The organism is Paenibacillus sp. Y951, assembly GCF_056786395.1.
In genome coordinates this window covers 20,903-33,372 of the sequence record NZ_JBXCIY010000012.1, presented here as the reverse complement: position 1 = coordinate 33,372, position 12,470 = coordinate 20,903, and the positions used below count along the sequence as shown (strand labels likewise).

11 protein-coding genes are annotated in these 12,470 nt (G+C 39.3%); all 11 read left to right on the top strand.

Annotated elements, in window-relative coordinates:
* Window positions 1–263 precede the first annotated feature (263 nt).
* The 11 genes from AC1TPB_RS16670 to AC1TPB_RS16620 all read left to right on the top strand — a co-directional run bounded on the left by AC1TPB_RS16670 (window position 264) and on the right by AC1TPB_RS16620 (window position 11,935).
* Window positions 264–2,948, top strand: a complete 2,685-nt coding sequence (locus tag AC1TPB_RS16670) for a DNA translocase FtsK (protein WP_482077543.1) — start codon at window positions 264–266, stop codon at window positions 2,946–2,948.
* 102 nt (window positions 2,949–3,050) lie between these two features.
* Window positions 3,051–3,830 (top strand): spore cortex-lytic enzyme, encoded by a 780-nt coding sequence (sleB, locus tag AC1TPB_RS16665; RefSeq protein WP_482077542.1) that lies wholly within the window; start codon window positions 3,051–3,053, stop codon window positions 3,828–3,830.
* Window positions 3,831–3,940: 110 nt separating this feature from the next.
* Window positions 3,941–5,212, top strand: coding sequence for an EF-P 5-aminopentanol modification-associated protein YfmF (gene yfmF, locus AC1TPB_RS16660; RefSeq protein WP_482077541.1), 1,272 nt, complete (start codon window positions 3,941–3,943; stop codon window positions 5,210–5,212).
* 2 nt (window positions 5,213–5,214) lie between these two features.
* Window positions 5,215–6,501 (top strand): EF-P 5-aminopentanol modification-associated protein YfmH, encoded by a 1,287-nt coding sequence (gene yfmH, locus AC1TPB_RS16655; RefSeq protein ID WP_482077540.1) that lies wholly within the window; start codon window positions 5,215–5,217, stop codon window positions 6,499–6,501.
* Window positions 6,501–7,250 (top strand): elongation factor P 5-aminopentanone reductase, encoded by a 750-nt coding sequence (ymfI, locus tag AC1TPB_RS16650; RefSeq protein WP_482077539.1) that lies wholly within the window; start codon window positions 6,501–6,503, stop codon window positions 7,248–7,250. Before yfmH ends, ymfI begins: the two co-directional genes overlap by 1 nt.
* A gap of 106 nt (window positions 7,251–7,356) precedes the next feature.
* Window positions 7,357–7,608, top strand: a complete 252-nt coding sequence (locus AC1TPB_RS16645) for a DUF3243 family protein (protein WP_482077538.1) — start codon at window positions 7,357–7,359, stop codon at window positions 7,606–7,608.
* A 152-nt stretch (window positions 7,609–7,760) separates the two neighbouring features.
* Entirely contained in the window at window positions 7,761–8,528 is a 768-nt protein-coding gene (locus AC1TPB_RS16640) for a DUF3388 domain-containing protein (protein ID WP_482060965.1), read from the top strand.
* A 20-nt stretch (window positions 8,529–8,548) separates the two neighbouring features.
* Window positions 8,549–9,409 (top strand): helix-turn-helix domain-containing protein, encoded by an 861-nt coding sequence (locus tag AC1TPB_RS16635; RefSeq protein WP_482077537.1) that lies wholly within the window; start codon window positions 8,549–8,551, stop codon window positions 9,407–9,409.
* 34 nt (window positions 9,410–9,443) lie between these two features.
* Window positions 9,444–9,935, top strand: a complete 492-nt coding sequence (locus AC1TPB_RS16630; protein WP_482077536.1) for a YajQ family cyclic di-GMP-binding protein — start codon at window positions 9,444–9,446, stop codon at window positions 9,933–9,935.
* A gap of 83 nt (window positions 9,936–10,018) precedes the next feature.
* Complete coding sequence (pgsA, locus tag AC1TPB_RS16625) at window positions 10,019–10,594, top strand: CDP-diacylglycerol--glycerol-3-phosphate 3-phosphatidyltransferase (RefSeq protein WP_482077535.1); 576 nt, start codon at window positions 10,019–10,021, stop codon at window positions 10,592–10,594.
* Between the two features lie 87 nt (window positions 10,595–10,681).
* Window positions 10,682–11,935, top strand: coding sequence for a competence/damage-inducible protein A (locus tag AC1TPB_RS16620; RefSeq protein WP_482077534.1), 1,254 nt, complete (start codon window positions 10,682–10,684; stop codon window positions 11,933–11,935).
* Window positions 11,936–12,470: the final 535 nt, after the last annotated feature.

Sequence of the window (12,470 nt, the reverse complement as noted above, 5' to 3'; positions counted from 1 at the left end):
TATTTCAAAAGATTGAAGTTCGAAGGATTAAAGTTCGAAGGATTAAAGTTCAAAGGATTGTAGTTCAAGACAACATATTCGATGTCGAATATGGAGGAAACCTACATTTATAGAATATACCTTTTAAAGGCTGAGTATGGATGGCTCAGTCTTTTTTGCGTGCGAAAATTGCTGATAATTAGAATATCTTATTAAGCTTCTCCCTCTTTGCTCGTAGATCACAATATTTTCATGTGATATAATGGAAGTCGGAGGGGAGCTTATTGGCCAAAAGACGTAAAAAGAAGAGATCATTGGGATCTCAATTGAAATATGAAGTATATGGTATTCTTATTATTACATTATCGATGATTGCTCTCTCAGGGGAAGCGACTGTTGGTCAAGCTCTATCGAAATTATTCGGTGTTATTCTAGGGAAATTTTACTTTGCACTTGCGATTGCAGGTATCGTCGTTGGATTAACCGTTATGATTAAGCGTGCATGGCCGAGTGGATGGAGTACAAGAAAAACGGGTCTAATTATAGCGATATTAGCACTAACGTTAAGCAGTTCGATCTCTCATATTAATGCAAGGTATATGGGCCTCGATAATAGTTCAATTACTGGATCGGTTATTATGAAAACGTTGGATAAGGAGATTCGTTCTCAGTTATTTGATACACAATTGTCTCAAGATAGTTCCATTCGTGATCTCTCGATCAGTGGTGGCTATGTAGGGGCGATTCAATATTCGCTATTATTTATGCTATTTGGCTATTATGGTGCTTTAATTGTTAATATTGTAATGTATCTCATCTCGATATTGTTAATAACTGGTAAATCATATGTAGAGATGCTTCGTTTCCTGAAAGTGAAGTTATCTCGTCTTATTAAATTAGTCGTTGCGAAGGTAGGTATTATTCAAGCTAGGCGGAAAGCTTTGGCAAAAGTCAGCAAAGATGTTCATTACATTGATGATGATGAGAATCATGAAGATATGCAGGTTGAGATTACAAAGCCTAAGCGTAAATCTTATTTCTTCCAATGGAATCATGATCGTACAGAGGAACCAGATGATGAATGGGAGTTGAATCATCAAGAATCACTTGCCGCTAATGATCATGTCCTTGAGCATTATGAAGAAATTGTCGAAGAGCAATCTGAGATTGTTATGCAGCATTCACAGCTACCGTTTAACGATAGAGCTGACCAAGATTCTTTGGAGCAGCACCTTGAACAACCGTTGCCGCGCGATGATACGGAATGGCAATTAACAGAGCAGACGGAGCCGCCAGTTCTTAATGGAGACAATGCTCAAGCTGAAGTAGGTTCAGCGATATTAGATGGATATGAAGAGCGAGCTGAGCAAGCTGAACCATTACATACGATCAACAGCAATGAACATAATGAAAATAGTGACAGTAATGCCAGCAATGAAAGCAATGATGATTACGATTATCCTGAGGGACAAGCCGTCACTTCAGATGTATTCATAACGGAGCATAACAATGGAGATGAAGCGGGAAAAATCGAGGCCAATGTACAGCCTACTGCGATTCCATACCAGATGCCACCATTCACAATACTTAATAAACCAGTTAATACACAAAAGGGATCAGACGGGGTAGAAATGTATGACTCGCGTCGTAAGCTAGAAGCTACATTAGAGAGCTTTGGTGTACGTGCGAAGGTATTAGATGTCGTGAGAGGTCCTGCGGTCACAAGATACGAAGTTCAGCCCGCTACTGGTGTGAAGGTTAGTCGCATTGTTGGCTTAACAGATGATATCGCACTTGCTTTGGCAGCTAAAGATGTCAGAATGGAAGCTCCAATTCCGGGTAAGTCTGCGATTGGAATTGAAGTACCTAATGGCGAGATTTCTGTCGTTACGATGCGTGAAGTAATGGAAACTCCAGTATTTATGAATGCGGCATCGAAATTGTCGATTGCATTCGGTCGTGATATTTCTGGACAAAGTATTGTCGGTAATTTAGCGAAAATGCCGCATTTACTCGTTGCTGGTGCAACGGGCTCTGGTAAATCAGTTTGTATTAACGGGATTATTGCAAGTATTTTGTACAAAGCGAATCCTGATGAAGTGAAATTTCTTATGATTGACCCGAAAATGGTTGAATTAAATATGTACAATGGTATACCACATCTGCTTGCTCCTGTAGTGACCAATCCAAAGCGTGCTTCACTTGCGTTAAAGAAAATCGTAGTGGAAATGGAAAAACGGTATGAGCTATTCTCGAAATCTGGTACACGTAATATCGAAGGATATAATCAACTTGTAAAGGACGATCCTACGTTATTTCTACCGTATATCGTCGTTATTGTCGATGAATTGGCTGATTTGATGATGGTTGCTTCCAATGATGTCGAGGATGCCATTGCTAGGCTTGCGCAAATGGCTCGTGCAGCAGGTATTCACTTAATTATTGCAACGCAGAGACCTTCTGTAGATGTTATTACTGGTGTTATTAAAGCGAATATTCCATCTAGAATAGCTTTCGGGGTATCATCGCAAGTAGATTCACGTACCATTCTTGACGTTGCGGGTGCTGAGAAGTTACTCGGCCGTGGCGATATGCTCTTCTTGCCAATGGGTATGAATAAACCGATTCGTGTACAAGGTGCATTTTTGTCAGATGAAGAGGTTGAAGCGCTTGTTGCTTATGTAAGTAGTCAAGGGGAAGTCAATTATAATGAAGATATCGTACCAGAGCTTGACGATGAATTAGATGATTATGATGAAGTATATGATGATTTATTCGATGATGCTGCCAAAATTGTAATAGAGAGTGGACAGGCGTCAGTCTCGTTGTTACAGCGGCGTATGCGAATTGGTTACACACGTGCCGCTAGAATCATTGATCAGCTAGAAGGAAAGTCAATTATTGGTCCATATGAAGGCAGTAAGCCGCGTATTGTGCTCGTTTCTATTGAGCAATGGAATGCTAAATAATAGGAAAATGTTAAATGTGTATATTAATCAACTCCTTTTCTCATACTATGTGCAGGTCAACAATGACTATTGATTACGCAGTAGGAGAAAGGCGCAATTAACATGAGATTACGTAAACTAACTGTATTTGTTATTGTAGTAATGCTTTTTTCGACTCTTTACATGTATAACAAGTTTACGGATGAGAGTACTGTACCGACTTTCAGTTCTGCAACATTGAAGGTCGGATCATACGGCTCGGATGTAAGTGAGCTACAAGGTCGATTGAAGTATTTGGGTTACTTTAACGGGGAAGTTGATGGAGCATTCGGATCACAGACGAAAAGTGCTGTAACATGGTTTCAATGGGAATTCGGTCTAACATCTGATGGAGTTGTTGGCAAAAGTACGAAGCAAAAACTCGTCAAAGCAACAGCGAAATGGAATGCATCTATGACTACCGGACCAGAATCAGGTTCAAGTAATAGTAATAGTAATAGTGATAATTCTAATTCAAACAGTACAGGGCAATCAAATTTATTAGGATTATCAGAGAATGATATACAGTTGATGGCGAATGCTGTATATGGTGAAGCTCGAGGAGAGTCTTACGAGGGTCAAGTTGCAGTAGCCGCTGTTATTTTGAATCGTGTAAAGCATCCGGATTTTCCTGATACGGTTTATGGCGTCATTTTTGAACCGAGAGCATTTACCGCAGTAGCTGATGGTCAGATCTATCTTACGCCTAATGAAAATGCAAAGAAAGCTGTTAGGGAGGCCATTAATGGCTGGGACCCTACATATGGTTGTATTTATTATTTTAACCCTGATACTGCAACTTCAGCTTGGATTTGGACTAGACAGCAGATTATGACGATCGGGAAACATATTTTTTGTAAATAATTACGTGAAAAAAGAAGCAATCATTCAGAGCTTGTCTGGTGGTTGCTTCTTCCATTTCGCATAAGTTAGAATAATAAGGAAGGCTACTATAGAAAGGAGCCATAATAATTATGAATTTTCAAAAAGGAACAGTGCAAAGTTTCAATGTGCATGTATTGCCAACCAATCGATTCAAAACGTTTACGATTACGTTATTTGCAGGTACACCATTGCAGGAGGAGACGGTAACGTCAACTGCACTTATTCCATATGTATTACGTAGAGGAACGGCTATTAAGCCAGAAACGATTGCGCTACGGGAGCAGTTAGATGAATTGTATGGTGCGGGCTTTGGTTTCAATATTACGAAGCGTGGCAACACACAATTTGTACAATTTCGGATGGATGTCATTAATGACCGCTTTGTGAAGAGCGAGGTTTCTTTATTGTCGGAAGCAATCAAATATATCGGTCAAATGGTTACACAGCCATTAATCGAAAATGGTGAATTCCGTCCAGCTTATGTAGAGGCAGAAAAACAGACATTACAAAAGCAATTGGAATCGGTAATTAACGATAAAATTCGCTATGCATCTGAACGTTGTATGGAGGAAATGTGTGCGAATGAACCATATCGTCTTAATGCAGCCGGTCGTCTAGAAGATTTGCCGCAGGTCGATGCGCAAACATTATATGAGCGTTATCAGCAGTGGTTATCTGAAGCACAACTTGATTTGTATGTCGTAGGTGATACTACGCTTGAGGAAGTGATGGGCTATATTGAGCAAAGCTTCGTATTGCCAGAACGTTCACCGAAGCCGTATGAGCGTGCTGATGTTGTTCACAGTGTAGATGCCGTGAAAACAATAGTTGAACAGCTAGATGTGAATCAAGGAAAGTTGAATCTCGGACTTCGCATGAACACTGGCTATGCATCATCTAATTATGCAGCGGCATTAGTATACAATGGAATATTCGGTGGCTACCCTCATTCTAAATTATTTGTTAATGTGCGTGAGAAGGAAAGTTTGGCTTACTATTGCGCTTCCCGATTAGATGGACATAAAGGCATCCTGTCGATTCAATCAGGTATTGAATTTGCCAATTATGAGAAAGCATTGAATATTATTGAGCAACAATTAGCGGAGATGAGAGCTGGTAACATTACAGATGTTGAATTGTCGCAGACGATTGCGATGCTTTCTAATTCACTACGTGAAATGTTTGATAATGCGAATGAAATGCTTGGCTTTGACTTTAATAATCGCTATGCTAATACGAACCGGACCATTGATCAATTGTTAACGGAAGTGCAAGCGATCTCGATTAGTGATGTGCAAGCTGTTGCGCAGCAAGTTGAACTGGATACGATCTACTTCTTAAGAGATCGTCAGGGGGTGTAGGAATGGATACATTACAATACGATGCAGTAGAGGAAACATTATACCGTGAAATACTTCCTAATGGATTAGAAGTCATTGTACTGCCTAAGCCGGGCTTTCAGAAAACGTATGCGACCTTTGCTACGAAATATGGTTCGATTGATAACCATTTCTCAGTTGGCAGCGAGCCGCCACTTAAAGTGCCAGACGGCATCGCTCATTTCCTTGAGCATAAAATGTTCGAAGAACCAGAAGGGGATGTATTTGCGACCTTTGCTAAACAAGGGGCTTCCGCAAATGCCTTTACATCATTCGATAGAACGGTTTATTTGTTCTCAGCGACAGAGCAAATTAATGAAAATTTAACGACATTAATTGATTTCGTGCAAAATCCTTATTTTACAGAGCAAAATGTAGATAAAGAAAAAGGAATTATTGAACAGGAAATTAATATGTATAGTGATAACGCGGATTGGCGTGTCTATTACGGGCTATTTGAAGCGATGTATCAAACACATCCGATTGCGATAGATATTGCTGGAACGGTCGAATCCATCTACAAAATCGATAAAGATACATTGTATCGTTGCTATAACACATTTTACCATCCGTCTAATATGCTATTATTTATTGTCGGTGGGGTGGATGCGGAGCAAGTGATGGAATTAGTTCGATCTAATCAAGCAAGTAAAAGCTTCACGCCTATTGAACCGATTAATCGCTTCTTTGAGCCCGAGCCAGGTCCAATCAAAGAGCGTAAAAAAATTATTCAATTGCCCGTTTCATTACCAAAAGTAATGTTAGGCTTCAAAGAACCTCAAGTGACATTGTCAGGTGAAGAGCTTGTGAAGCAAGAAGTGGTTAGTAAAGTAATGCTTGATGTACTTTTTGGTAGCAGTTCAGCATTTTACCAACGATTGTATGATCAACAGCTGATCTATGATTCGTTCGGTTATGAATATAACTGCTCAGAACAATATGCTTTTTCGGTCATTGGCGGAGACACACCGAAGCCAGATATACTAATCGAAGAAATTTCACAATATGTGAAAGAAACATTGAAAACAGGTATCAATGAACAGAACTTCAATCGAATTAAACGTAAAAAAATCGGTAGCTATTTAAGAATGCTCAATTCCCCTGAAGCAATTGCTAGTGAGTTTACTAAATTCCGCTTCCGTAATTGTGATATGTTTAATGTGCTTAAATATTATGAGGAATGCACGTTAGCTGACGTTAATCAACGTTTAGTTGATCATTTTGACTTTGATCAATTGGCTGTTTCAATCGTGGAATCTCCAAAGGCTTAATGAATCGAGCATTTCAAGAAATGACAGTGATGATAACCGGGGGAAGCCGTGGTATTGGCGCCGCTATTGCGAAGCGCTTTGCTAAGGAAGGTTATCAGATCGTCATCCATTATCTCAATTCACATGAACAAGCCAATGAAACAGCACGTGAATGTATGGCGCTCGGAGCAAAAGTTGTCACGATAGCAGCTGATCTTAGCTCCAAAGAGCAGCTGCAACGCATGAAAGAGAAGTTAGACAGCATGAATGTCTTGCCCGATATTATTGTCAATAATGGCGGTATATCTCATTATGGAATGTTAATGGATATAACGGAGGAGCAATGGGATTACGTCATGAATGTGAATTTGAAAGGAATGTTTCTTTGTACGCAGCTCTTCATGCCACATATGATTGCTAATAAATACGGTCGCGTTATTAATGTTTCTTCTGTATGGGGGATGACGGGTGCAGCTTGTGAAGTGCTATACTCCACAACAAAAGGTGGCATGAATGCCTTTACTAAAGCATTAGCGAAAGAGCTTGCACCTTCGGGAATTACGGTTAATGCGGTTGCACCTGGAGTAGTAGAGACTGACATGATGAAGGATTTCAATATCGAGGAAAAAGAAGCATTGGAGCAAGAAATACCGATTGGTCGTTTTGGATCGACCGATGAAATTGCTTCCCTTGTATATTTCCTTTCCTTACCTGAATCTTCTTATATTACAGGTCAAATTATTAGCCCTAACGGTGGCTGGTTAACGTAACTGTTCATAACTTCCTATGTTGACATTGTTTGATCAGCATACTTATTGTGCAATTACACACAATAATACAGCTAGAGAACAATCAATGAATTTAGGAGGCGATTGAATGTCATCAGTACTTGATCAGTTTGAGTCTTGGAAAGGTTTTTTGAAGGATCGCGTAGCACAAGGTAAAACTTTAGGCTTGTCTGAAGAAACGATTTCTAATCTTGCTTATGAGATTGGTTCATTTCTCGATGAACGTGTCGATCCCAAAAATGATGAACAAGCGGTGCTGAAGCAATTATGGGATGTCGGTGACGAATCAGATCGTCATTCTATCGCCAAATTGATGGTCAAATTAGCAGAAAAATCCTAACGTTAACTTCACAGTTAAGATTTGCGAAAAGCCTCCCCAATTGGAGGCTTTTCTGTGATGTTTTAATAAAGTTTGCAGGAAAGTGTTGAATTTTGTATTATAAATAATAGGTTGTAAATATTTTTTCTTATAGGCATAGGGTGGTGACAGTTTTGGAACACAAACAATGGTATATGGAGTATACAATACATAAGAACAGACCAGGTTTACTCGGTGATATTGCTTCTTTGTTAGGGATGCTCGAAGTGAATATTTTAACAATTAACGGTGTAGATCATCATACTCGAGGCTTACTTCTACAAACAGACGATGAGGAAAAAATCGAGCTTTTGGGTAAGCTATTAACGAAGGTCGATGACATCACTGTTAATAAATTAAGAGCTCCAACCATTGTTGACATTTTGGCAGTTCGTCATGGGCGATATATTGAACGAGATTCAGATGATCGCAAAACATTTAGATTTACTCGCAATGAGTTAGGTTTATTAGTTGATTTTCTAGGAGAAGTATTCAAGCGAGATGGAAATTATGTCATCGGATTACGCGGTATGCCTCGAGTGGGGAAGACAGAATCAATTATTGCAGGAAGTGTTTGCTCTAATAAACGATGGACGTTTGTGTCCTCTACACTATTAAGGCAAACGGTGCGCAGCCAGCTTTCGGAACAAGAAATGGACCCTAACAATATATTTATTATTGATGGGATCGTTTCTACCATTCGATCTAATGAACGTCATTATTCTTTAATTCAGGAAATTATGTCATTGCCATCCACGAAAGTGATTGAGCATCCAGACATTTTTATACGGGAGTCCAATTACGATTATAGTCATTTCGATATTATTGTTGAATTAAGAAGTACTCCAGATGAAGAAATAACGTATGAAACATTTACTACACATTATACAGAAGAATATTAATTTTGAAGGGAGGATACCATGTGTCTGAATTAGGTGAAGTATTAAAAAAGGCTAGATTAGAAAAGGGATTGTCACTTGATGATTTACAAGATGTAACCAAAATCAGAAAGCGTTATTTAGAAGCATTAGAAACAGGAGATTATAATGTATTACCCGGAAAGTTCTATATTCGCGCGTTTATTAAAAATTATGCTGATGTCGTTGAATTAGATGCTGAGGAAGTATTAAAATATTATCATGATGAAGTGCCTACAACAGAAGAGGTTGTTAATGAGCCGATCCCAGCACGTAAGCCGAAAAGAATGCGTTCTGCCTCATCCGAAAAGTTCGGGAAAATCGGATTTACACTTCTGATGTGGTCTTTTCTTATATTAATTGTTTTCGTTATTTGGTATTTTGCTGCTTTTAATAAGGAAAGTGAACCTGCCGATAATGATAATTCTAAGCCGATTACCGGTAATTCTGATGTTTCTAAGGTTACACCAACACCGACTATAGTGCCGACGTTAACACCAACGCCTATTCCTACTGTTGAACCAGTAACGATATCGTTTGTTGAAAAAGTTGGTGAAGATGATGTGTTTAAGATCAGTCCTATGAAAGACGCATACTCCTTACAACTAGTCGCATCCGGTGGTGCTAGCTGGATCGAAATATATGAAGGCGGAAAAAATGGAACGCGAATTCATTATGCTACAATGGCAGATGGAGACACCGTTAACTATAATGTTTCCAAAGATGTTTATATCGTAATGCGTTATGCCGGTTATATTGAAGCGACAATGGATGGCGTCATGATCGAAGATGACGATATTGAAAGATCGCGTATACTATTAAAATTAGACACAGCTGCTGTAGAAAATACGACGACAGCTCAGTAGCTGTCGTCTTGCTTGATAATGAGAGGGGATTATTATGAGTAACGAAAGTTCGTTTGATATCGTATCCAAAGTTGATTTACAAGAATTGAATAATGCAGTGACACAAGCTGAGCGTGAGATTGGAACACGCTTTGACTTTAAAGGCAGTAAAACGAAAATTACGATCGAAAAAGAAGAATTAACGATTTTGAGTGATGATGACAATAGACTTAAAAATACGATCGATATTTTAATTGACAAAATGGTGAAACGTAGTGTTCCGACGAAAAATATGGACTATGGTAAAGTAGAAGGTGCATCTGGTGGAGCTGTTCGTCAAACGATTAAAATTCGTCAAGGTATTGAACAAGATATTTCCAAAAAGATCAATAATTTAATTAAAGATTCGAAGCTTAAAGTGAAGAGTCAAATTCAAGGTGATCAACTACGTATTACTGGAAAAAGCAAAAATGATCTGCAAGCTGTAATGAATTTATTACGTGGTGCTGAATTGCCTATAGATTTGCAATTTACTAATTTTCGATAGATAATAAAACCACATACATAGTAGTCATCATGAAGCTTGGCCTACGATATGAGAACTACGTGGCGCCGATGGGAGGAATTTTTTTGAATTTAGCTAATAAAATTACGATAGCTAGAATATTTTTGGTGCCTATCATTCTGTTTTTCTTGTTAGTTAATGTTAATTTTGGATCCTTTGTTTTATCGGATTTCACGATTACGTATGCGCAAGTTATTGCTGTGCTCATCTTTATTATTGCAGCAAGTACGGATGGCGTAGATGGTTACATTGCCCGCAAAAACAAGATCGTTACTAATTTGGGTAAGTTGCTTGATCCTTTAGCTGATAAACTATTAGTTGCCTCTGTATTAATTGCTTTAGTTGAAATGGATAAGTTAAGCGCCCTAATTGCTATTGTTATTATAAGTCGTGAATTTGCGGTTACTGGTCTCAGACAAATTGCTTTACTGGAAGGTAAAGTTGTTGCTGCAAGTACGTGGGGCAAATGGAAAACGGCCATTCAAATTACAATGATTATTTCCATTCTTTTGAATAACTTCCCATTTGCACTTATAGACTTCCCATTTGATATTATTATTTCATGGGTTGCAGCTGCAATTACGCTCTATTCAGGTATCGACTATTTTGTGAAAAATAAATCATTAATTCCAGTGGAATAATGTAATGCACCTCTTCGGAATATAGAAGGGGTGCATTATTAGATTTGTGTACGATTATCAAAAGCAAACAGATGATGAGGTGTATTGATGAAGGCTGAAATTATTGCAGTAGGCACGGAAATGTTAATGGGGCAAATTGTAAATACGAATGCGAGAGATATTTCGTTGAAATTAGCGGAATTAGGAATAGATGTGTATTATCAAACGGTTGTAGGAGATAATGCCGACAGAATTCGTGCAGCAATAGAAATCGGTCGCTCGCGTGCTGATCTACTACTGTTTACAGGGGGGCTTGGTCCTACTCAGGATGATATTACGAAGGATATCCTCGCACAATATTTAGGTAGAGAGCTTGAAATACATTCTCCATCAATGGAAACAATTGAACATTTGTTTTCATCGCGTGGTCTAGATATGGTACAAAGTAATGTACGCCAAGCGCATTCCATCATTGGAGCGACGCCATTGCATAATGCAGCGGGTCTTGCTGTCGGCAATGCTTTAGCTCAAGATCATACGCTGTATGTGTTGTTGCCAGGTCCACCTAAAGAAATGCGGACAATGTTGAATGGTCCTGTTGTCGATTGGTTACGTACCGTTATGACCGATGAGAAGCCTTTATATAGTCGCCTTCTGAAATTCGCAGGTATTGGCGAATCTAATCTTGAAGCAGCACTGTTGCCTTTAATTGAGACTCAAGTTGATCCCACGCTTGCCCCATATGCGAAAGAAGGCGAAGTTTCTATTCGCGTATCAACTAAGGCTAATAGTTTGGATGAAGCAAACCGTAAAATCGATGAGACCGTTGTAGCCATTGATAAACTCGTAGGGGCGCATCTATATGCACAAGAGGATATTCCGATGGAAGTAGAAATCGTACATCTTCTGCAATCTAAGAAGTTGACGATTGCTTCTGCTGAAAGCTGTACAGGTGGATTATTCTCTTTACTGATGACGAAAGTGCCAACAAGCTCCGATTGCTTTGATGGCGGCATTGTAACGTATACGAATGATATGAAGCAAAGATTGTTAGGGATACCAATGGAACATCTAGAAGGAGAGTCTGCACCAGGAGCGGTTAGTGCTTCGACTGCGCAACTAATGGCAGAGCGTGTACGCGAACTGTTAGATAGTGATTACGGCGTGTCTACGACGGGCGTAGCGGGTCCTGGAACTACGGAAGGCAAACCTGTCGGTATGGTTTTCATTGGGATAGCGGCACGAGGCAAAGAAACGAAGGTGTTTCAATTATCTTTGAGTGGTGATCGAAGCTCCATTCAATTGAAAACCGTGAAGAGTTTGCAATATAGATTATGGCAAGCGATTAAGGAGCATCAATAATATTGTAGCTATACGATGGTCCCATAAACGGCGCTGCCATAAAAAGTAGCTATGCACGCCGCAGGGACAGTAAAAATACTGTCTACGGCTCGTAAAGGTAGCTAGCACGCCGCAGGGACAGTAAAAATACTGTCTACGGCTCGTAAAAGTAGCTAGCACGCCGCAGGGACAGTAAAAATACTGTCTATGGATCGGAAAAGTAGCTAGCACGCCGCATGGACAGTAAAAATACTGTCTACGGCTCGTAAAAGTAGCTAGCACGCCGCATGGACAGTAAAAATACTGTCTAAATATCGTGAAATCTGATTCCCTCAATTGGATACCAACCATGTATCATGCAATTAAAAATAAATATTTTCTTTGGTTCTCGGAGCTATGTACGATCCAATAAAGCGCAGCTTTCTGCAATATTAATTATGGCAAACGATTAAGGAGCATTGATAATTTAGAATGAAGTGTACTATTTCCGATGGAATGGTATAAATTACGTCGGTCATGTTAGTTAATAGCTTGCTCCAAAATCTGTTAACGATTA

What these genes read in the sequence shown, in the direction of transcription:
- sleB (WP_482077542.1), top strand. Translation starts at nt 3,051, where the DNA reads ATGAGATTACGTAAACTAACTGTATTTGTTATTGTAGTAATGCTTTTT.
- yfmF (WP_482077541.1), top strand. Translation starts at nt 3,941, where the DNA reads ATGAATTTTCAAAAAGGAACAGTGCAAAGTTTCAATGTGCATGTATTG.
- yfmH (WP_482077540.1), top strand. Translation starts at nt 5,215, where the DNA reads ATGGATACATTACAATACGATGCAGTAGAGGAAACATTATACCGTGAA.
- ymfI (WP_482077539.1), top strand. Translation starts at nt 6,501, where the DNA reads ATGAATCGAGCATTTCAAGAAATGACAGTGATGATAACCGGGGGAAGC.
- AC1TPB_RS16645 (WP_482077538.1), top strand. Translation starts at nt 7,357, where the DNA reads ATGTCATCAGTACTTGATCAGTTTGAGTCTTGGAAAGGTTTTTTGAAG.
- AC1TPB_RS16630 (WP_482077536.1), top strand. Translation starts at nt 9,444, where the DNA reads ATGAGTAACGAAAGTTCGTTTGATATCGTATCCAAAGTTGATTTACAA.
- AC1TPB_RS16620 (WP_482077534.1), top strand. Translation starts at nt 10,682, where the DNA reads ATGAAGGCTGAAATTATTGCAGTAGGCACGGAAATGTTAATGGGGCAA.